Origin of the sequence: Micromonospora sp. NPDC051296 (assembly GCF_040682255.1) — a bacterium.
Taxonomy (GTDB): domain Bacteria; phylum Actinomycetota; class Actinomycetes; order Mycobacteriales; family Micromonosporaceae; genus Micromonospora; species Micromonospora craterilacus.
Genome location: NZ_JBFBAO010000016.1, coordinates 19677 through 40550, shown reverse-complemented (window position 1 = coordinate 40550; position 20874 = coordinate 19677). Strand labels below are relative to the sequence as shown.

The window sequence follows — 20874 nt, the reverse complement described above, 5'->3', positions numbered from 1 at the left end:
GGGCCGGGCTCGTCGGCGCCGGCCGGGTACAGCGCGTGCAGGCTGCCGACGGTGTGCCCGCCGATCTCCGCCCGGGAGACCACCATCCGCCGCAGGCCACGTTCGGCCAGCTCGACGGCGAGCTGGTTGGTGAGGTGATCGGTCCGTACGCACTGCACGCGCGGGCCGGAGAGGAGGCAGACGGTGGCCGGGTCGCTCGCCGACAGCGGCCGGCCGATGGTCCACTCGGCGGCACCGGTGGCGGCGATCACCCGACCGCCACTCGGTGCGAACTCCACGAATGCCATTCCTGCGGCGCCGAGCGCCGGCTGCGCCACCCGGAGCAACTGGGTCAGGACCGGCAGGCCCGCGTCGCCCGAGTTGATCATCTCGATGACGACGGTGTGCCCGGCGATGAGAGCCGCGTAGTCGGTGCGCTCCGGCATGACCCCGAGTGTGCCCTGCCGCCCGTGTTCGCGGGCACCCCCGACCGGCTCACCGACGCAACCGGGCCAGCGTCTGCGCCGGACGGTCGGTGATCACTCCGTCCACCCCGGCGGCCAGTACGAGATCGAGGTCGTCCGGCTCGTTCACGGTCCAGACGTAGACCCGGTTGCCGGCGGCCCGCAGCGCCGGCACCAGCGTGGGGCGGGCCCGCACCAGCCCGACCCCCGGGCCGGCGATGCCGGCACCGAACGGCAGCCGGCCCAGCCGCAGCCAGCGGGGCAGCACCTCCAGCAGCAGCACGGTCGGCAGCGCGGGAGCCAGCGCCCCGATCCGACGTACGGCCAGTGGCGAGAAGGACATCACCGTCACCCGTACCGGATCGTCGGGCCGCGGTTCGAGCAGGCCGTACCGGCGCAGCAGCGCGACCAGCCGGCGCTCGACGTCGCCGCCGTAACGGGACGGGTGCTTGGTCTCCACCAGCAGCCGAACCGGCCGACCGGCGGCGAGGACGGCTTCCAGCAACCGTTCGAGGGTAAGCAGCCGGGTGTGCGAGTCGTCGAGCACCTCGTCGCCGTCGGCCGGTACGCAGCCCGGGTGCCAGGAGCCGTAGTCCAACTCGTCCAGCTCGGCGAGGGTACGCGCGCTGACCAGCCCACGGCCGTTGCTGGTCCGGTCCAGCCGGCGGTCGTGTACGCAGACCAGGTGCCCGTCGCGGGTGAGCCGGACATCGCACTCCAGCCCGTCGGCGCCCTCGTCGATGGCGCGCAGGTACGCGGCAAGGGTGTGTTCCGGCAGGTCGTGCGACGCGCCACGGTGTGCGAAGACGAGGGGTGTGGCCATCCGGTCCCGCCCTACAGGACCCAGCCCGGCTGCCCGTCCGAGCCGATCACCGGCCGTCCGGCGGCTGCCCAGTCGCCCATCCCGCCCTCGACGTTGCGCACCTGGTCCCACCCGTTGCGCATGAGGTACGCGACGACCTGGCCGGAACGCCCGCCGGAGCGGCAGATCACGGCGACGTCCCGGTCGGTCGGGACCTCGGCGATCCGGGCCGGTAGTTCCATCATCGGCAGGTGGTGGGCGCCGGGCGCATGACCGGCGGCCCACTCGTCGTCCTCCCGGACGTCGAGCAGGTACGTCTCTTCGGTGATCTCCGAAATGGTTGCCGTGGGTATCTGAGGTCCGAACACGGGTACCAAGCCTAGAACCTCGTCCCGGCGACCCTCGCGTCCGGCGCGGCGACGCCCCACGTCGGGTCGCCGCGCCGCCGTCCTGCGGGTCAGAGTCGGGTCACCCAGCGCGGATGGGCGCCGGCCCACTGCGGCATCCGGGTGCCGCGTACCGCATCGAACAACCCGTCGCCCCCGTTGTCGAGCACGACGTACGACACCTGGTCGATGGTCTGTGGGTACGAAGGCACCTGCACGCCGCGCAGTGCGTCGGTGGACAGGCCGCGCAGCGCGAGCAGCAGATCCTCCACCGGCACCCCGTTGGTGTCCACGGTCAGCGACCCGCCGACCGCCCGGATGAGCCGATGGAGCTGGACGGGATTGCTGCGCAGATCGGTCTGTCCCGCGCGTTCGAGCATGGCGCCCAGCAACTGCTGCTGGTTGGTCTGCCGGTCGTAGTCGCCGCCGGGCAGGTCGTAGCGCTGGCGTACGTAGTCGAGCGCCTGCGCGCCGTCCATCTGTTGGCAGCCGGGATGGAACACCCGGTTGGTGTGGATCGAGCGCACCTCGGTCCGCACGCACATGTTCACTCCGCCGAGCAGGTCGACCACGCTTCGTAGGCCGGCAAAGTCGACCAGGGCGGCACCGTCGAAGCGGATCCCGGTGAGCTTGGCCAGGGTGGCGGAGAGCAGCCTCGCCCCGGCCTGGCCGCCCCCGCCGTACTCGTAGGCGGTGTTGATCTTGTCTTCGCCGCCGGGGTAGCCGCCGCCGGGCGGGATGGTGACCAGCAGGTCGCGTGGCACGGAGACCAGGTAGCCCTCGCGTAGCCCGGCGGGGACGTGCACGATCAGGATGGTGTCGGTGCGCTGCTGCGGCCCGGTGTCGCCGGGCCGGCGGTCCGAGCCGACGAGCAGGTAGTTGAGCGGGCCGTCCAGGTCGGTGCGGCCGGCGCGGGCGGTCGGGTCCAGCAGTTGCTCGCGGGTGATCGAGCGCTCGTACCGGGCGGTGAGCACCCGGAGGCCGACCACGGCGAGCGTGGCCAGCAGCACCACCGCCAGCCCGATCCCGAGCAGTACGCGGGGCCAACGCGGCCGCCCCGAGCCGCCGCCCGATGCCCGCTTTCCGCCGTCCCGCGCCAATCTGGCCGTGACGTCCCTCCCCGTCGGCCCAACATGAATCCTGCTCATGTCAGGCTACGAAGGATTACGGAGGGTGGCGGCCGATCCGGGGTATCGGCACCGGGTCACTTGCGGGAGGAGATCACCTCGGGGTTGTAGAAGACGAACTCGGCGAGCTTGTCCTGCTTGACCGCGTGGAACATGTCCAGGGTCTGCTCGCTGAGCGCCTCGTTGCCGTTGCCGTTGCCGTTGTACGTGCCGCCGTTGGTCTTCAGCATGATCAGTTCGTTGCCGGTGACCCCGCGCATGGTGAAGACGAAGTCCTCCACCGGCACGCCCCCGGTGTCCAGGATGAACGCCTTGCCGGCGGCCTTGATCAGCCCATTGAGCTTGCCGAGATCGGTCATTGTGCCGTTCGAGCTGGCCTTCTTGGCCATCGCTTTGATCAGCTGCTGCTGGTTCTGCTGCCGCGCGTAGTCGCCGCCGGTGAGGCCGTAACGCTGGCGGGAGTAGTCCAGCGCGGCCCAGCCCTCCATCTCCTGGCAGCCCTTCTTGTGCACCACCGGGGTCCTCGGCTTGCCGGTCTTCTTGGCGTCCGCGTTCCACATCGGCTCGCCGTCGACGTACGACATGTGGATGGACTTGACGTCCTGCTTCGGACAGATGCGCACGGTGCCGAGGGCGTCGATGACGTTCTTGAAGCCACCGAAATTGATGATCGCCGCCCCATCGAAGCTGACGCCGGTCATGCTCTTGATGGTCTGCGCCATCAGTTGGGCGCCGCCCTCCCAGCCGCCGCCGTTGCGGGCACCCGCCTGGAAGGCTGCGTTGATCTTTTCCACCCCGCCCTGGTAGCCCGTCTTCGGGAACGCCGGGATTCGCGCCTCGGTGTCCCGGGGGATCGAGATCAGGTAGGCCTGGTCGTGGGTGGCCGGGATATGCAGCACGATGATGCTGTCCGCCCGGACGTCGTCGGCGGCCCACCGCTCCCGGGCATCCACGCCCAGCAGCAGCATGTCAATCGGGCCCTTGAGGTCGCTACCGCCCTCCGCCAACGTCTTGCCCGCGTCGCCGAGCAGGTTGCGCTGGGAGATGCTGCCGGTGGCCTGACTGATCACCGCCTTGCTGCCGACGATGGCGATGCCGCTGGTCATCATCAGTACGGCGCCGAAGACCACGGTGAGCCGGGCCCAGAGCGGGTCCTTGCGCCGGGCGAGCCCCTTCCCGGCCTTGCCGGATCGTGCCCTGCCCTTGGGCGCGGGCGGGGTGGCGGACGCACGAGGCGGCTCGAGCAGGGAGGGGCTGTGAACCGGCATGCATGCTCCAGCTCGTGTACTCGGGGGGGCGGGAACACTTTACGTACGCATTCCCGCCGTGGCGAGTTCGCTTGCTGGCCAGTCACCGTTCTCCGCCGCGTCATCCAGCTGAAATGGCCGAACGTACAGATCCAAATAGACGGTTGGCGGTTGGTTCACAGGAAATGTTCAGGCATTAGCGCCGGCGGTGGCGGCGTCCGGTTGGCCGGTGGGCGGTGAACCGGGACGGGCGCTGCGGTCCATGCGCGCAGCGCCCGTCGTCAGCCGTTGTCGGACTCCGGTTTCTTGTTCGCCCGCACCCAGTCGGCCATCGTGTCGGCGGACATCGCCCGGTACATGGTCAGGGCGTTCTCCCGGTCGGAGACGACCACCGACTCGCCGTTGATCATGTCGCTGCCCAGGTGGGGGCTGGTGACGAAGGTGAGGTTCTCGCCCCGCAGGTTGCGGAATTCCAGGGCCATGTCGGTCAGCGAGAATTCCTGGTCCACGGTTACCGCGTCGGTCACGGACCTGAGGAATGCGTTGAGTTTCTTCGGATTGGTCAGCGTGTCCGTGCTCGCCGCCTTGTCCATCAGCGCCCGGAGGAACTCCTGCTGGTGGCGCATCCGGGCGAAGTCGCCGTCCGGGAACTGCTTGCGCTGCCGGATCCAGTCCAGCGCCTCGGTGCCATTCATGTGGTTGGTGCCCTTGGTGAACTTCCGGTACGGCTTGTGGATCGAGGTGATGGTCCGCTCCACCTTCAGGTCGACCCCGCCGAGCGCGTCGGTGACCTGCTTGAATCCGCCGAAGTCGATCGCCATCACGTGGTCGATGTGCACGTCGGTGAAGCACTCGACGGTGCGTACCGCCAGCGGCAGCCCGCCGAAGGCGAACGCCGCATTGATCTTGCGCCGTTGGCCGGAGTCGCAGGCCGCGCCGGCGCTCTCCGGGATCGGCACGTACAGGTCCCGCGGAATGGAGACGAGATATGCCTCCTCATGGTCCGCGGGGATGTGCAGGACGATGATGGTGTCGGCGCGCCACTCACCGGCCCGGTCCATCTGTGCGTCCGGGTCCCGCGAGTCGGTGCCGACCAGCAGGATGTTCAACGCGCCGTTCACGGCCTTGGCCGGCCGGCCACCGGTGATCTCCGAGAACGGGTCGGTCCGGGCCAGGTTGTTGTCGAGGCTGCGGGCGTAGAACCACGCACCGGTGCCGCCGATCAGCGCCAGCACCAGCACCACGACGCCGGCCACCAGGGCGATCCGGCGCCAGCGCGGTCGCCGGCCGCGCGGCGGTTGCCCGCCGCCGGGTCCGCCCGGCCCCACCGGTCCGCGCGGACCTCCCGGCCCGCTGGGGAAGGCCGGCTCGTCGTCGTACGACGGATACCGGCGCGTGCCGGTCGTTCCGGCGGCGCGGTCGCGTCGACCCGGGCCCGGTACCGCCGCGCGACCGGCGCTGCGGTGCAGGTGGGGGATCGGCAGTGCGACGGGGATGGTGGCTGCCATGTAACTCAGGGTACGCAGCCTCGGCCAGTGCCGCCCTCCGTCGGCGTTTGCGTCGTGTCGGGCCGGTTACCCTAGCTGCTCGCGGAAGTGCTCAATCGTGCGTCGCAGGCCCACCTCGGGCGTTACCGTCGGCTCGTACCCGAGCACTTCGCGGGCGAGGGTGAGGTCCGGCCGGCGCATCTCCGGGTCGTCCGCGCCGCGGGTGACGTACGCCACCTCGGACTTGCTTTCGCAGAGTGACACGATCGTCTCGGCCAGTTCCCGCATGCTCATCTCGTGCTCGGTGCCGCAGTTCACCGGCCCGCTCTCGGTCGAGTCGAGCAGCAGCAGGATGCCCCGGACGAGGTCCGCCACGTAGCAGATCGAGCGGGTCTGGTTGCCGGTGCCGTGCACGGTGATCGGCTCGCCGCGCAGCGCCTGGGAGATGAAGGTCGGGATCGCGCGGCCGTCGTCCGGACGCATCCGCGGGCCGTATGTGTTGAAGATCCGTACGATCGCGGTGTCCAGCCCCCGGCTCCGGCGGTACGCCATCGTCGCCGCCTCGGAGAAGCGCTTGGCCTCGTCGTACACGCTGCGGACGCCGATCGGGTTGACGTTGCCCCAGTACGTCTCCCGCTGCGGGTGCTCCTTCGGGTCGCCGTACGCCTCGGAGGTGGAGGCCAGCAGGAACCGGGCGCCGTCGGCGACCGCGCGCTCCAGCAGGTGCAGGGTGGCCACCGAACCCACCCGCAGGATCTCCACCGGCAGCTTCTCGAAGTCGGTCGGGCTGGCCGGGGAGGCCATGTGCAGGATCGCGTCGAACCGCTCCGCCAGCGCGGGATGAGCCGGCAGCCCGTCGGAGACGTCGGCCTCCACCAGCGTGAAGGTCGGCGTGTCGAGCAGGTGGGCGACGTTCTCCTTCGACCCGGTGACGAAGTTGTCCAGCGCGACCACCGTGCAGCCACGCCCGATCAGTGCATCCACCAAGTGTGACGGAACGAAGCCGGCACCACCGGTGACCAGGACGCGGTGACCGGGGCCGAAACGCTGCTCAACCTTCATACCGCTCAGCCTATAAGGAGGTGCCCCCGGTTAACGCTGGGCGTCGTACCGGGGGCCTGACTTAACACTGCGCTACTGCGTGCACCCGCAGTCGCAGTGCCGGTCGCGCCTTGATCGATCAGTGCGCACCCGCACCGGTGAGCGCGCGCACCTCCAACTCGGCGTACTTCTCCTCGTCGCTCTCCTTCGAGATGACCGTGCCGATCCAGCCGCAGAGGAAGCCGAACGGGATGGACAGGATGCCCGGGTTCGACAGCGGGAACAGAACAGGCGTAGAAGTCGTGCGCCAGGCTGGACGACGAGACCAGGGTCAACCCCGCGACCACCGCCAGGATGGTGGCGAAGGCGACCGCCGCGATGATCGCCAGCAGCGCCGCGCCGCCCAGATCGCCGCCGAAGAAGTCGATCCCGAGCGCCTCGGCCAACTGTGGTGCGGCGGTGTTGCCGGCCCAGTCCTGCTCCCGGGTAGTCGTGACCCAGCTCACTCCGTTGGCCGGTCGCTGGCACCGCGCCTTCGGTCGGTGGCGCGGTGCTTCTGGGCTGGCGCCAGCCAGGCCGCCACCCCCGGTCGACACGCCGGAACCCGACCGCTCAGGTCAGTTCGCGGTACCGGCCCCGGTAGTGCAGCAGCGGGTCGGTCTCCGCCACCAGCTCGACGACCTCGATGGTCGCCTCGACCAGCAGCGCCCAGCCGTACTCCCGGGCGCTGTCGAGCCGACACCCCGCCCACCCGCCGGCGTCGGCCGGCACCGGACCGTACGGCGTGTCGGCCCACGTCCCGGTGGCGAACAGGCCGCCGGGCGACGGGAACAGCCCGGCGAACCGGTCGGCCAGCTGCCGGTGCGGCGGGCCGAGCGGCGCGACCGCGAACCGCCCGGCCTCCTCGACCGCCGCCCACAGGTCAGACTCGGCGTCGATCAGGCCGAGCAGACGGTCCGGCTCGCCCTCCGCCACCAACGTGGAGGACACGGTCAGCCCGGCTGGCCCGGGTGCCGTCCAGAGCGTCACCGGCGCGGCGAGCCGACCCCGCAACCGGCGTACCGGCGAGCGCTCGCCCGCCGGCACGGCGAACGGGTCGGTGTGGTGGATCTGGGCACCCGGCTCATGATTCACGTGAAACATTGTGACCCGCTCGGCCGGCCCGCGGAGCCCGTGCCCAGGTCAGGAACGCGACGCCGTCAGCGGCGGGGGGTGACTGCGGCCAGGAGTTCCGGCTGGCGGCGGTCCAGCACGTCGCCGGCCAGGTACGCGCCGAGCAGCGCCGCCCCGACGCCGTACGCGACGCCGAGCGGCAGGCCCAGCCAGAGCCAGGCGTCGCCGAGCAGCGCGGCGGCGATCACCATCGGTACGGCACCCACGGCGGTGGCGACCATGGCCAGCAGGGTCAGCAGGCTCTTGGCCACCCCGGCGCCGCTGTTCATCGCGAACGGGTTGCTCGTCTCCGGCAGCGAGTAAGCGCCGAGCACCGAGACGAACGAGTTGACCGCCAGCCCCGCGCCGTAGGTGGCGACCAGCGTGCCCGCCATGAACCCGATCCAGGCCGGTTCGCCGAGCACCAGCGCCACCACCACGGCGACCACCGCCAACATCGGCAGCACGTACAGCGAGAAGGCGGTCATCCGGGCGCGCAGCTCCAGCCGGCCGGGCACCCCGGCGACCACGTTCGCGGCGTACGCGCTGCCGTCGAAGCCGAACTGGTTGGCCAGGGTCACCGCGGCGAGCAGCCCGACGAAGAGCATGGAGAGGCTGACCAGGACCGGTGAGGTCTCCCCGAGGGGGCTGAACCCCTGCTCGCTGTCGATGGTGAAGCCCCGCCCGCCCAGGTTGACCATCACCGGCACGAAGAGGCCAACCACCGCGATGGTGATCAGGTTGGCCCGCCGCCGGGCGTCCCGCCACCAGTAGCGGGCCTCCCGGGCGACCAGCGCGCCGAACTGGTCGCGGCGCAGCCAGCCAGCCGCCCGCGGGAAGAGCCGGGCCACCGAGCCGCCGGTCAGCTCCGGCTTCGGCCGCGCCGGGCCGGCGGTCGCCGTGCCCACCATGGCCGACTCCAGCGAGCGCGACCACCAGGCCAACAGCGCGGCAATTGTCAACGCGGTGATCAGGAGCTTGAGCGGCGCGGCCCAGGCTCGCCCCTGGGCCACGTCGATGCCGGCCGTCCATGGTGCGCCGAACGGGGTCCAGCCGACCACGGTCGCCACCCCGGTGAGCCGGTCCCAGTTGGTGTCCTGGATCGCGGCCAGGCCGGCGATCTGCAGCGGCCCGAGCAGCGCGGCGGCCACCGCGAGCAGGACGGCGGCCAGGTCCCGCACCCGTCGGGACCGGAGCATGGTGGCGAACGCGCTGGTCACCGCCCGTGCCGCAGCCACGCAGAGGAGCAGCCCGGAGACCACCCCGACGGCGGCCACCAGGGCGGCCAGCCAGCCGCCGAACACGCCGGCGGTGACCACCAGGCCGGAGAGCGCCAGCAGCACGGCGACCGTGGGTACGCTCACCAGAGCCGCCGCGAACAGCCCCGTGACCAGCGTGCGCCGGGACAGGGGCAGCAGCGCGAAGCGGGCCGGATCGAGCGTCTCGTCGACGCCGAAGAAGACCAGGGGCAGCAGCAGCCAGCCGAGCACCGCCAGCCCGCCACCGAACGCGGCGACCAGCATCGCGTACCGGTCGTTGCCGGCCAGCCCGGGGGCCGCGAAACCGACGAAGGCGCCGATCGCGAACCAGAGCCCGACCAGCGACCCGATCAGGAACAGCGCCACGCGCCAGCCCTGGCCCCGGAAGTTGTTCCCCATCACCCGCAGCTTGAGCCGGACGAAGTGCCGAGCCGAGACGCGCCGGACAGGGCTCGCCGGAGCGTTCACCGGGACAGCCACGCCAGCTCCTCACCGGTGGCCGTACGCCCGCCGACCACCTCGACGAAGACCTCCTCCAGCGAGCGGTCGCCGCGTACCTGCGCCAGCGTGCCGACCCGCTTGATGGTGCCCTCGGCGAGGATCGCGACGTGCGAGCAGAGCCGCTGCACGACCTCCATCACATGGCTGGAGAAGACCACCGTCCCGCCGCCCGCGACGTACCGCTGGAGGATGTCGCGGATCAGCGCGGCCGAGACCGGATCGACCGCTTCGAACGGCTCGTCCAGCACCAGCAGCCGCGGCCCGTGCAGCAGCGCGCAGGCCAGGCCGATCTTCTTCTTCATGCCGGCCGAGTAGTCGACCACCAGGGTGCGGCCGGCGTCGGCGAGGGCAAGCACGTCGAGCAGCTCGGCCGCGCGCTGGTCGACCACCGCCGGGTCCATACCGCGCAGCAGACCGTGGTACGCCAGCAGCTCCGCGCCGCTGAGCCGGTCGAACAGGCGTACGCCGTCCGGCATGACGCCGAGCAGCTGCTTCGCCCCGACCGGGTCGGCCCACACGTCGCGCCCGAGCACCCAGGCGCCGCCGGCGTCGGGCCGCAGCAGCCCGACCGCCATCGACAGGGTGGTGGTCTTGCCCGCGCCGTTCGGGCCGAGCAGCCCGTAGAACGAGCCGGCCGGCACGTCCAGGTCCACGCCGGCCACCGCGATCTTGCTGTCGAACCTCTTGGCCAGGCCGCGCAGCGCCAGCGCCGGGTGCTCACCAGTCATGTCACCGACGGTATCCGGTCAGGACCAGCGCTCCCACCAACCCGCGACGGAGTCGAAGATCATCCCCGAGTCGTACGTGACCCGCCCACCGCCCGCCCGCCGCCCGCCTGTCGGCCGTGGTGTTAAGAGGGGGCCCTTTCTCTACCGCAGGCGTTAAGAAGGTGCCCTTCCTTACAAGCGGAGGGTGTCGGGGGCGTGTAGGCGGAGCATGGTGCGGCCGATGTCGGCCGGGGCGCGGCGGCGGGTCGCCAGGGAGACCGCGACCATCACCGTGAAGGCCAGCGGCACCGTCCAGGCAGCCGGCTGCGCGGTGAGGGTGGCCGGCCAGCCGGTCAGCGGGGGGCCGAGCACGGTGACCAGCACCGCCGTCACCGCCGCGCCGCCGCCGACCAGGATCCCGGCCGCCGCCCCCGCGTCGGTGAGCCCGCGCCACCAGATGCCGAGCACCAGCAGCGGGCAGAAACTGGACGCGGCGACGGCGAACGCCAGCCCGACCACCTGTGAGACGTCCAGCCCGGAGACGTTCAGCGCGAGGATCGTCGGCACCACCCCGGCGATCACCGTGGCCAGCCGGAAGCCGTGGACCGAGCCTCGGCCGAGCACGTCCGTGGAGATCACTCCGGCGACGCTGGTGAGCAGCCCGGAGGAGGTGGACAGAAAGGCCGCGAACGCCCCGGCGGCGACCAGGGCGGCCATCAGCCGGCCGGTGGTCCCAGCGCCGAGCGCCGCCTCGGGCAGCAGCACCACCACCGCGTCGGTCTGGCCGCTGACCAGCAGTTGCGGGGTGTAGATCCGGCCGAGCACGCCGTAGATCGTGGGCATCAGATAGAAGACCCCGACCAGGGCCAACACCACCAGCGTGGTGCGGCGGGCGGCCGCGCCGTCCGGATTTGTGTAGAAGCGGACGAGTACGTGTGGCAGCCCCATGGTGCCCAGGAAGGTGGCCAGGATCAGCGAGTACGTGGCGAAGAGGCCCCGGTCGTCGGCACCGGCGGTGCTGGGCAGCAGCCAGTCGGTGACGCTCGTGGCCGCCCCGGAGACCTCCGGCACCGGCTCACCTGCGGCGAAGGTCAACTCGTCGCCAGGGCGTACCTCCCGGGTCTGCCCGTCGGGCAGGGTGAGGACGGCGCGATGCTCGACCACGACGGTGGTCGCGGTCCGGAACGTCGGCCCGTCGGGCGGGGTCACCGGCGGTCGCCCGTCGGCCTGCCACTGCAACGCGAGGAAGATCGCGGGTACGGCGAGCGCGGTCAGCTTCAGCCAGTACTGGAACGCCTGGACGAAGGTGATCGCGCGCATCCCACCGAACGCGACGTTGGTGGTTACCACCGCGGCCACCACCAGGGCCCCCACCGGGTACGGCGAGCCGGCCAGCGTGGCCAGCGTCAGCCCGGCACCCTGCAACTGCGGCACCAGGTAGAGCCAGCCGATGAAGATCACGAAGGCGGTGGCCAGCGCCCGCAGCCGGCGGGAGCCCAGCCGCAGCTCGCAGAAGTCGGGCAGGGTGAACGCGCCGGACCGGCGCAGCGGCGCGGCCACGAACATCAGCAGGGCCAGGTAGCCGGCGGCAAAGCCGACCGGGTACCAGAGCACGTCCACGCCGTACTTGAGGATCAGCCCGGCGACGCCCAGGAAGCTCGCCGCCGACAGGTACTCGCCGCCGATCGCGGCGGCGTTCCAGGTCGGGCTGACCACCCGCGAGGCGACCAGGAAGTCGGAGGTGGTGCGGGCCAGCCGCAGCCCGTAGAAGCCGATCCCGACGGTGACCAGGGTGACCGCCACGATCGCCGGCACGACGAGGTCGTTGCCCATTCAGCGCTCCGGCCGCTGAACCAGGTCGGTGAAGTCCTGCTCGTTGCGTTCGGCCAGCCGCACGTACGTCCAACCCACGGCGGCCAGGAACGGGAAGGAGAGCACCGCGAGCAGCAGCCAGGGCAGGTTGACGCCGAGCACCGTGGTGCGACCGAGCGCGGGTGCGATGGCGAACAGCCAGGGCAGCCCGCCCAGCCCGACCAGCACCACCGCGGACAGTTGCAACGCCAGCGCCAGTTGGGCCCGGACCAGGCCGCGGACCAGTGCGTCACCGACCCGGGTCTGCTGGGTCAGCTCGGTGTGGGCGCCGCCGACGCGGTGCTGCCGGCGGGACACCTCGGCCAGCACCACCCGGGTACGCGCGGGTGGCCCCGGCGCGACCTGCTCCCCGAGGGCCGGGGACGGCTCGGGTCGGCGGGGTGCCGGCACTGGATCCTCGACGGCCACCCCGGCAGTCTCGTCCGCCCGACGGGAATGTCAAGAGGGCTGTGGACAACCTGTGGACAACGAGCCGCGCCTGTGGAAAACCCGGTGGACCGGGGGTGGCATCGTGAGCTGCCACCCCCGGTCGACGGTGGATCAGCTGGTCGAGATGACCAGGTCGGCGCTCATTGAGCCGGTCGCCGGCACGGTGAACCGGGCCAGCCGACGGTTGCCGTCCGGGTCGACGACCCGGTACCGGCCCGAGTACATCTCACCCTCGCCCCGGTGAACGTTGTAGCTGAAGAAGATCCGCTGCCGTCCGGTCAGCCGCATGCTGAACTCTCCGTCGGAGAGCCAACCACTGGCGGCGATGTCACCGGTGTCGGCGCTGTGCGCGACGACCCAACCGCTGGACAGCGGCCGGCCCTCGGTATCGCGGAAGGTGCCGGTGAGCTGCACGCCAGCGTTGAGTGCCGCATCGAGGACAGCCGTGGCACCGCTGGTGACCGGCACCGGAGTGGCCTTGAAGCGGCTCGTCGCACCGCCCGACCAGACGGTGGCGTACGAGCCACGGCTGAACACCACCGGCCACTCGTACGGGCCGAGCCGGGTCAGCGTGTAGACGCCCTGTTCGTCGGTGCGTGCGTCCTCGGCACCGACGCCCGGGTGGGTGGTGAGTACCGACACGTTGGCGTACGGGAGGGGCGCGCCGGTCTGCGCGTCCGTCACCCGGCCGGTCACCCGGCCCGCCCGGTCGAGCCGTACCGTCGGCCCAGTGGCCACCTGCCCGACGGTCGCGGTGACAAGCGCCGCCTCCCGCTCGTCACCGGTGCCGCCGTTCGGGCCGACCCACTGCCGCCCGTACGTCGAACCCTGCGGACTGGCGAACAGCTTGTAGTCGCCGGCGGTGAGCGGTCCGATGTTGACGCGGCCGCTTCGATCGCTGCACATGCCGTAGCTGTCCCCGAGGGCCACCCGCTTGGGCAGGTAGGTGGCCAGGCAGACCGCCGACACGGGTGCGCCGCTCTGCCGGTCCACCACGGTGGTGGTGATGACCGCGCCGGGCCGCAGCTTGACGGTCAGCTCGGTGGTGTGGTCGGCGCGGACCCGTACACCGGTCCGGTCCCGAGGGAAGTAGCGACCGTCGGGCGCGTACAGGTAGATGTCGTGCCGCCCCTGCGGCAACTCGGAGACGAGCACGGAGCCGGTGCCGTTGCTGCACGCGTCGTGGGCGCAGAAGTTGGCGATCGGAGCGCCGGTCACCGAGTCGATGGCCGTGACCCGCACGGAGCCGGTGCCCAGCAGGCTGTCGGTGATAGTGGTTTCCTGACCGCCCCGCACGGTCACCAGGTCGGCCAGGTCGGCAGTGGGCTGTCCCCGGTAGTACTGCTGCCGGTCCTCCGTGAACAGCCCAACCTTGTACGCGCCGGCGAACACCCGAACCTCGAACCCGCCGTCGGCGTCGGTGTCGGTCCAGGCCGCGCTGTGCATGTTCGCGGTGTAGAGGTAGACCTGCGCACCGCTCAGTGGTGCACCGGCTGCGGTGGTGAACCGGCCCGACAGCGTGCCCACCGGCAGCACCGTGTCGTCGACCACGGTCTCCGAGTCGTCGGTGACCTCGAAGACGGCCGCGCTCTCCTCGTCGAGCTCGCCGGGTACGTACTGCGCCTGGTAGGAGCCTTCGATCGGCTCGAAACTGACCCGGTAGCGTCCCGCGATCACGGCCATCTCGTACCGGCCCTCGGAGTCGGTGCTAGCACCGCTCCACTCCCCGGAGTCGACCCCACGGGCCTGGATGCGCAGGTCGGGTACGGGCTCACCGGCGGCGTCCAGGATGCGCCCGGTGATGGTGCCAGCGGCCAACAACTGTTCGTCGACGGTCGTGGTGGCGCCAGCGGCAACGATGACCGGGTCGGCGTCCCACGGCCGCAGCTTCTGCCGGTGGTACTGCTCCGGCCGGCCGCCGGGAAGGAACCCGACCGTGTACGAGCCGGGGGCGATGTGGGGCAAGGTGTAGTTGCCCTGGTCGTCGGTGTGCGTGTCGGCGACGGCCGTGTAGTCCCCGGCCGGATAGACGAAGACCGGGACGTCGGGGGCAGCGGCGCCGGCACCGGTCGTCAGACGACCGCTGATGGTGCCGGTGTCCGCGGCGAAGGCGGGGGTGGCACCGGGCAGCACGACGGCCACCACGGCGACGCCGGCCAGTACGGCGCGGCGGATGAGGCGAGGTTGCATCTGCATCCAAACGTGAGGGTGCGGGGCGCCCCGTGCAGGCGGTGCGCCCGCGCCGGTCCCGCGCCCCGTACCGGACCGGCACGACCGAGGATAGAACAGCGGCGATACCCACTGCGGATGAGAAGTCCGCTGTGGACGCTCAGCGGCTCCACTCCTGCTTTGCGGCGCGGACCAGCTTGTCCTTCAGCTCCCGGATGTGCCGCCGGCTGACCGGCAGTTCGGTGCCGTCGACCACCACCACGTACCCCGAGTTGACCAGGCGGAGCTCGGCGATCAGCCGGAGCTGCACCAGGTGCGACCGGTGGATCCGGACGAACCCGGCGTCGGCCCACCGCTCGGCGAGGGTCGCCAGCGACACCCGCACCAGATGCGCCCCGTCTGCGGTGTGCAGCCGCGCGTAGTCACCCTGCGCCTCCACCCACCGCACCGCCGACCGGGGCAGCATCCGGGTGCTGCCGGCCAGCTCGATCGGGATCGTCGGATCCTCCTCGGTCCGGGCCAGGGCGGCCGGGTGGGACGGCACCACCCGCGAGCCGACCACCCGGCGCAACGCCTCGGCCAGCCGCTCGGCGCGTACCGGCTTGCGAACGTAGTCGGTGGCACCGAGGTCGAAGGCGTCCGCCGCGCCGTCGTCGTACGCGGTGACGAAGACGATCGCCGGTGGCCGGGCGAAGCGACGCAGCACCCGGGCCAGCTCCATGCCGTCCAGGCCGGGCATCCGGATGTCCAGGAAGACCACGTCCACGTCGCCGTCCCGGAGCACCCGTAGCGCCTCGGTGGCGTCGCCGGCGGTGTGCAGCCGGGCCACCCGGGGATCGGCGCGCAGGTGGTAGGCCAGCTCGTCCAGCGCGGGCGGTTCGTCGTCCACCGCGAGCACGCGCAGGAAGCCCGAGGCGGTCACGAGCCGGCCCGTACGCCGGGATGGAACTTCGGCACCCGCATGCTCACCTTCGTACCCGAACCCAGACCTGTCTCCACCACCAGGCCGAAGCCGTCCCCGAAGACGGACCGGAGTCGCTCGTCGACGTTCGAGAGACCGACGTGCTGGCCCGGATCGTCGCCCGGGTCGCCAGCGGTCCCGGCCAGCTCGGCAATCCCGGCGGTCAACGTGCCCGGATCCATCCCCACCCCGTCGTCCTCCACCGTGATGTGGCATTCGGCGCCCGCGTCCCGGGCCTCGATGCTCACCATGCCCGTGCCGGGCTTGCGCGACAACCCGTGCCGGACGGCGTTCTCCACGAGCGGCTGCAGGCACAGGAACGGCAGGATGACCGGCAGCACCTCGGGGGCGATCTGGAGCCGAACCTGGAGCCGGTCACCGAACCTGGCCCGCTCGATGGTCAGGTAGCGGTCGATCGACCGGAGCTCCTCGGCCAGCGTGGTGAACTCGCCGTGCGCCCGGAACGAGTACCGGGTGAACTCGGCGAACTCCAGGATCAGCTCCCGCGCCCGTTCCGGGTCGGTGCGGACGAACGAGCCGATCGCGGTCAGCGCGTTGTAGATGAAGTGCGGGCTGATCTGGGCCCGCAGCGCGCGGACCTCGGCCCGGGCCAGCCGCTCCCGGGACGAGTCCAGCTCGGCCAGGGCGAGCTGACTGCCGGCCCAGTGCGCGGTCTCCAGGGTGGCCTGCACCAGGCCCGGAGCGGGGGCGCCGTCGGTGATCGCGACCAGCGCTCCGGCGACCCGACCTTCCTCACCGGCCAGCGGGGCCACCACCGCCCCCCGGACCGGGCAGTCGACCCGGTCGCAGCGCAGCTCCGACTCGCCGAGCACGGTGGAGCGCTCCGAGGCGACCACCCGTCGGGCCGCCGCACGCAGCTGCTCTCCGTGATGCGCGCCGCGCCCGTCGAGGGCGAGCAGTTCCTCGGTGTCGGTCAACGCCAACCCGTCCGCGCCGACCAGGGTGCGCAGGTGACGGGCGGCCTTGGCCGCTCCGGCAGGGCTCAGCCCGGCCCGCAGCGGCTCGGCGGCCAGCCCGGCGGTGTGCAGCACCTCGTAGGTGGCCCGCTGACCCGCGGTGGCGATGCCGCGCCGCCCGCGCAGCCGGCCGACCGCGAACAGGGCCGCGGCCAGCACGGTGCACAGCGAGACGACGCCGACGACGGCCGAGAGGTTGCCACTCACGCGCACGATCCTGGTCGTTTCGGCCGGCCCGGCCAAGGGGTCAGTACGCGCCCTTGCGCGCCAGCACCACACCCACCGTGCGCCACAGGATGCTCAGGTCGTACGCCAGCGACCAGTTGTCAACGTAGTAGAGGTCCAGCCGGACCGCCTCGTCCCAGGACAGGTCGGAACGGCCGGACACCTGCCACAACCCGGTCATGCCGGGACGGACCAGCAGCCGACGCCGCACATCGCCCAGGAAGTCGCCGTCGTCGGCGGGCAGCGGGCGCGGCCCGACCAGCGACATCTCGCCCTTGAGCACATTGATCAACTGCGGCAGCTCGTCCAGCGAGGAGGCGCGCAGGAAGCGGCCGACCGGGAAGACCCGCGGATCCTGCTTCATCTTGAACAGCATGCCGTCGGTCTCGTTCTGGTCGACCAGGCTGGCCAGCCGGTCCTCCGCGTCGACGTACATGGTCCGGAACTTCCACACCCGGAACGTGCGCCCCTCGTGCCCCACCCGGGGCTGACGGAAGAAGACCGGCCCGGGGTCGGAGATCCGGATGGCAATGGCGATGGCGAGGAAGACCGGGATCAGCACCAGCAGGCCCAGCCCGGCACCGACCCGGTCCATCATGCTCTTGGCCAGCAGCGCCGGCCCGGACAGGGTCGGCTCCTCGACGTGCAGCAGCGGCAGGCCCTCGATCGGGCGGATGTGCACCCGGGGCCCGGCGATGTCGGTCAGCTGCGGGGCCACCACCAGGTCGACGCCGGAGCCTTCCAGCTGCCAGGCCAGCCGGCGCAGCTCGCCCGGCTCGGCGCTGGCCGAGCCGCAGACCGCGATGGTGTCGCCGCCCACCTCACGTACCAGGGCCAGCACGTCGCGGCCGGCGTACACCGGGACCGGGGTCTGCACCCCCTTGGCCGCCGCGTAGCCGTCGGTGATGTGGATGGCGACCGGCACCAGCCCGGCCGAGGGGTTACGGGTGACCGCCGTGTACACCTCCAGGCACTCCGGCAGGGTGCCGACCAGCACCATCCGGTGCGCCGCCTGCTGGATGTTGCGGCGGACCACGTGCAGCACGAAGCGGGCCAGGATCCGGCCCAGCAGGATCAGCAGCAGCGCCAGCAGCAGGGCGGTGCCGACGGTGAATCGGGACAGGTCGGTCTTGGTGGCGAAGGCGAGGAACGACACGGTGGCGCAGACCGCCACCCCGGCGCGGATCACCCGCTTGAACTCGTCCGGCCCGAGCCCGAGGCAGCGCCGGTCGTAGGCGCCGTTGAACCAGAGGATGACCAGCCAGCCCAGCGGCAGCAGCAGGAAGGCCACGGTGAAGAACCAGGTCGGGTCGTTCTGGGCGTCGTAGAAGCCCGCGGTGGCCTGGTCGAAGGTGCGGATCGCGGTGAAGCTGGAGAAGGCGACCGCCGCGAAGTCCAGCAGCAGCAGGATCGCCGTGTAGGGGCGGTGCCAGCGGGAGACGCGTCGTCGGGCTCGGGCCCACGCCGATCGGGGTACGCCGTTGGGGGACGGCGGGTTCGGCGGCTGGATCTCGAAGCTGTCGACGTGCCGCACGAGTTTGCTCCGGCCTTCGTTGGATACCGGGCGCTGGAGGCTAGTCGTCACCTCACCCATGTCCTCCCGCATGACACGCGCCGCTCACTCGCCGTGAGGGCCCGGGTCGCCCACCGTTCCAGTTTCCCACGCTCGATCCGTACCCGTCGCCGACCCGGAGGACATTGCGCGGCGGGCTCGTTTTCGCCTGGGATCTGGCCGGCTCCACGCCATCCGGAAGCCGGGGACCGGGCCACTATACCGATGGATGGCGGCCCGGGTAGAGCGCCGGACCGGTGGTTGCGTACCCCGCGTCCGATTCCTCTCCGTAACCAGTGAGTGGTGTTACTCACCGTACGAGTTTGGACAACCGTCGGTCAGCAAGGGGCTTGCCGCCGGTCTGGCAGGTCGGGCAGTACTGGAGGCTGGAGTCGGCGAACGAGACCTCCCGGACGGTGTCCCCGCAGACCGGGCAGGGCAGCCCGGTCCGGGCGTGTACCTTCAGCCCGGATCGCTTCTCGCCCTTCAGTTCGGCGGCCCGCTGCCCCAGCGAGCGGGTCACCGCGTCGCCGAGCACCCGCCGGGTCGCCGCGTGCAGGGTCGCGCACTGGTCGTCGGTCAGCCGGTCGGTCAGCGCGAACGGCGACAGCTTCGCCGCGTGCAGGATCTCGTCCGAGTACGCGTTGCCCACCCCGGCCAGCACCGCCTGGTCGGTGAGCACCCCCTTGACCTGCCCGCGGCGGCTGCGCAGCGCTCCGGCGAAGGTGGCGAGGTCGGCCGAGAGCGCATCGGGCCCGAGCTTGGCCACCCCCGGTACCGCCTGCGGGTCGGTCACCAGGTAGGCGGCGAGCTTCTTCTGCGTACCGGCCTCGGTCAGGTCGAAGCCGGAGCCGTCGTCGAGGCGGACCCGGAGCGCGATCGGGCCCTTGCCGGGACGCAGCGGGACGGTCGAGGCGAACGCCTCGCGGTAGTGCAGCCAGCCCGCCCGGGCCAGGTGGACCACCAGGTGCAGGCCACCGTCGAAGACCACGTCGAGGAACTTGCCGTGCCGCCGGGCGTCGACCACCGCCCGGCCGGCGACAGCCGCCGGTGCCGGGTCGTACGTTTTCAGGGCGCTGATCGCGGCGACCTCCAACCGGTCGACACGCCGGCCCACCGCGCGCTGCCGCAGGTAACCCGCGAGCGCCTCCACCTCCGGTAGTTCGGGCACGTTGTTAACGGTAGCGTTTGTGCGCGTGAGAATCGTGGTGGCGCACAACCGGTACCGGGAAGCTCAGCCCTCTGGCGAGAACACCATCGTCGACGCGGAGATCGCCCAGCTCACCGCGGCCGGGGTGGAGGTGCTGCCGTTCCTGCGCAGCTCCGACGAGATCCCCTCGATGCCGACCACCGCGAAGGCGCTGCTGCCGATCTCCCCGATCTACGCGCCCCGGGCCCAGCAGGAGCTGGGTCGGCTGCTCACCGAGCACCGTCCGGACGTGCTGCACCTGCACAACCCGTACCCGCTGCTCTCGCCCTGGGTGGTGCGGACCGCCCACCGGCACGGGGTGCCGGTGGTGCAGACGGTGCACAACTACCGCCAGGTCTGCTCCTCCGGGCTGTACTTCCGGGACGGCGTGATCTGCCAGGACTGCCGGGGGCGGGCGCTGGGCGTGCCGGCGGTGGTGCACCGCTGCTATCGGGGGTCGCGGGCGCAGAGCGCCCTGATGGCGACCACCCTGGCGGTGCATCGGGGCACCTGGAAGTCGGTGGACCGGTTCATCGCCCTGACCAGCGCGGTCGCCGACCACCTGCGCGACTACGGCATCCCGGACGAACGGATCGTGGTCAAGCCGAACGCGATCCCCGATCCCGGTGCTCCCGGGCCGCTCGGCCGGGGCTTCCTCTTCCTTGGCCGGCTCTCGCCGGAGAAGGGGCTCGGCCTGCTGCTGGAGGCGTGGCGCCGGCACCCGGACGGCGCGCTCGGGCCGCTGCGGGTCGCCGGTGACGGCGAGTTGCGCCCGCTGGTCGAGGCGGCGGCGGCCGAGCGGTCCGACGTGACCTTCCTCGGCCCGCTGGACCGCGCGGGGGTACGCGAGGCGCTGGCCGCCAGCGCCGTGGTGCTGGCGACCTCCACCTGGCACGACGTCCTGCCGACCGTGATCATCGAGGCGCTGGCCAGCGGACGTCCGGTGCTCGGCACCGCGCTCGGCGGCATCCCGTACCTGGTCGGCGCGGACACCCCCCGGGAACCCGCCGGCACCGGCCCGGCCGTGGCAGCCTCGGCGGCCGCCCCGCCGAGCCCGGGAGGCCCGGCCAGCGCGGATGGTCCGGGCCGCAGTGGCGTCGGCGGCCCGATCGTCGGGACGAGTGCCCTGCCGGCCGGGATTCTGACCGGGGAGGCCGGCTGGGTGGTGCCGCCCGATCCGGCGGCGCTCGCCGCCGCCCTGCCGGTGGCCGCCGCCGAAGCCGCCGCCCTTTCCGCCCCGGCCCGCGCCCGCTACGAACGCACCTTCCACCCCGACGTGGTCACCAAGCGCCTCATCGACATCTACACCACCATCACCCACCACCCCTGACCGCCCGCCCCTGGCCGC

Annotated in this window: 16 protein-coding genes and 3 pseudogenes; 1 reads left to right on the top strand and 18 read right to left on the bottom strand. The window is 71.8% G+C overall.

From position 1 onward, the window contains the following. The 18 genes and pseudogenes from AB0M52_RS03515 to AB0M52_RS03430 all read right to left on the bottom strand — a co-directional run. Positions 1-425 (bottom strand): annotated as a pseudogene (locus tag AB0M52_RS03515) (PAS domain-containing sensor histidine kinase); the annotation flags it as partial. Positions 426-474: 49 nt separating this feature from the next. After that, positions 475-1266: a glycerophosphodiester phosphodiesterase family protein gene (locus AB0M52_RS03510; RefSeq protein ID WP_363948325.1), complete on the bottom strand. Its 792-nt coding sequence runs from the start codon at positions 1264-1266 to the stop codon at positions 475-477. Positions 1267-1277: 11 nt separating this feature from the next. Continuing rightward, the gene (locus tag AB0M52_RS03505; RefSeq protein ID WP_363948323.1) at positions 1278-1613 is read right to left on the bottom strand and encodes a rhodanese-like domain-containing protein; all 336 of its coding nucleotides are present in this window, start codon (positions 1611-1613) and stop codon (positions 1278-1280) included. Positions 1614-1702: 89 nt separating this feature from the next. Next, complete coding sequence (locus AB0M52_RS03500; protein WP_363948342.1) at positions 1703-2641, bottom strand: LCP family protein; 939 nt, start codon at positions 2639-2641, stop codon at positions 1703-1705. 194 nt (positions 2642-2835) lie between these two features. After that, positions 2836-4026, bottom strand: coding sequence for an LCP family protein (locus AB0M52_RS03495; RefSeq protein WP_363948321.1), 1191 nt, complete (start codon positions 4024-4026; stop codon positions 2836-2838). A 260-nt stretch (positions 4027-4286) separates the two neighbouring features. Beyond that, complete coding sequence (locus tag AB0M52_RS03490) at positions 4287-5513, bottom strand: LCP family protein (RefSeq protein ID WP_363948319.1); 1227 nt, start codon at positions 5511-5513, stop codon at positions 4287-4289. 66 nt (positions 5514-5579) lie between these two features. Then, positions 5580-6554, bottom strand: a complete 975-nt coding sequence (locus AB0M52_RS03485; protein WP_363948317.1) for an NAD-dependent epimerase/dehydratase family protein — start codon at positions 6552-6554, stop codon at positions 5580-5582. A gap of 118 nt (positions 6555-6672) precedes the next feature. Next, a pseudogene (locus AB0M52_RS03480) lies at positions 6673-7012 on the bottom strand (hypothetical protein); the annotation flags it as partial. A gap of 133 nt (positions 7013-7145) precedes the next feature. Then, positions 7146-7737: pseudogene (locus tag AB0M52_RS03475) on the bottom strand (flavin reductase family protein); the annotation flags it as partial. Continuing rightward, a complete protein-coding gene (locus AB0M52_RS03470) occupies positions 7733-9424 on the bottom strand; it encodes an ABC transporter permease (RefSeq protein WP_363948314.1) in 1692 nt (563 codons plus the stop codon). The gene AB0M52_RS03470 and the pseudogene AB0M52_RS03475, both read right to left, overlap by 5 nt. Then, the gene (locus AB0M52_RS03465; protein WP_363948311.1) at positions 9409-10173 is read right to left on the bottom strand and encodes an ABC transporter ATP-binding protein; all 765 of its coding nucleotides are present in this window, start codon (positions 10171-10173) and stop codon (positions 9409-9411) included. The genes AB0M52_RS03470 and AB0M52_RS03465 overlap by 16 nt, the downstream gene beginning before the upstream one ends. A gap of 171 nt (positions 10174-10344) precedes the next feature. After that, complete coding sequence (locus AB0M52_RS03460; protein WP_363948308.1) at positions 10345-11985, bottom strand: cation acetate symporter; 1641 nt, start codon at positions 11983-11985, stop codon at positions 10345-10347. Next, positions 11986-12336 carry a hypothetical protein gene (locus tag AB0M52_RS03455; protein ID WP_363948339.1) on the bottom strand — a complete coding sequence of 117 codons (351 nt, stop codon included), beginning with the start codon at positions 12334-12336 and terminating at the stop codon, positions 11986-11988. Positions 12337-12564: 228 nt separating this feature from the next. After that, positions 12565-14649 (bottom strand): carboxypeptidase regulatory-like domain-containing protein, encoded by a 2085-nt coding sequence (locus AB0M52_RS03450; RefSeq protein ID WP_363948305.1) that lies wholly within the window; start codon positions 14647-14649, stop codon positions 12565-12567. 133 nt (positions 14650-14782) lie between these two features. Beyond that, positions 14783-15544, bottom strand: coding sequence for a LytTR family DNA-binding domain-containing protein (locus AB0M52_RS03445; protein WP_363948302.1), 762 nt, complete (start codon positions 15542-15544; stop codon positions 14783-14785). Next, positions 15541-16767: a histidine kinase gene (locus AB0M52_RS03440; protein WP_363948299.1), complete on the bottom strand. Its 1227-nt coding sequence runs from the start codon at positions 16765-16767 to the stop codon at positions 15541-15543. The genes AB0M52_RS03445 and AB0M52_RS03440 overlap by 4 nt, the downstream gene beginning before the upstream one ends. 40 nt (positions 16768-16807) lie before the next feature. Continuing rightward, positions 16808-18379 (bottom strand): sugar transferase, encoded by a 1572-nt coding sequence (locus tag AB0M52_RS03435; protein ID WP_363948336.1) that lies wholly within the window; start codon positions 18377-18379, stop codon positions 16808-16810. A 268-nt stretch (positions 18380-18647) separates the two neighbouring features. Then, positions 18648-19508 carry a DNA-formamidopyrimidine glycosylase family protein gene (locus AB0M52_RS03430; RefSeq protein WP_363948296.1) on the bottom strand — a complete coding sequence of 287 codons (861 nt, stop codon included), beginning with the start codon at positions 19506-19508 and terminating at the stop codon, positions 18648-18650. A gap of 25 nt (positions 19509-19533) precedes the next feature. On the opposite strand from AB0M52_RS03430, the gene AB0M52_RS03425 reads away from it, so the two are divergent. Then, positions 19534-20856 (top strand): glycosyltransferase family 4 protein, encoded by a 1323-nt coding sequence (locus AB0M52_RS03425; RefSeq protein ID WP_363948293.1) that lies wholly within the window; start codon positions 19534-19536, stop codon positions 20854-20856. Positions 20857-20874: the final 18 nt, after the last annotated feature.

Coding starts and splice junctions, on each gene's coding strand:
- AB0M52_RS03510 (WP_363948325.1), bottom strand. CDS start 1,266: ATGGCCACACCCCTCGTCTTCGCACACCGTGGCGCGTCGCACGACCTG.
- AB0M52_RS03495 (WP_363948321.1), bottom strand. CDS start 4,026: ATGCCGGTTCACAGCCCCTCCCTGCTCGAGCCGCCTCGTGCGTCCGCC.
- AB0M52_RS03490 (WP_363948319.1), bottom strand. CDS start 5,513: ATGGCAGCCACCATCCCCGTCGCACTGCCGATCCCCCACCTGCACCGC.
- AB0M52_RS03485 (WP_363948317.1), bottom strand. CDS start 6,554: ATGAAGGTTGAGCAGCGTTTCGGCCCCGGTCACCGCGTCCTGGTCACC.
- AB0M52_RS03465 (WP_363948311.1), bottom strand. CDS start 10,173: ATGACTGGTGAGCACCCGGCGCTGGCGCTGCGCGGCCTGGCCAAGAGG.
- AB0M52_RS03460 (WP_363948308.1), bottom strand. CDS start 11,985: ATGGGCAACGACCTCGTCGTGCCGGCGATCGTGGCGGTCACCCTGGTC.
- AB0M52_RS03450 (WP_363948305.1), bottom strand. CDS start 14,649: ATGCAGATGCAACCTCGCCTCATCCGCCGCGCCGTACTGGCCGGCGTC.
- AB0M52_RS03435 (WP_363948336.1), bottom strand. CDS start 18,379: ATGGGTGAGGTGACGACTAGCCTCCAGCGCCCGGTATCCAACGAAGGC.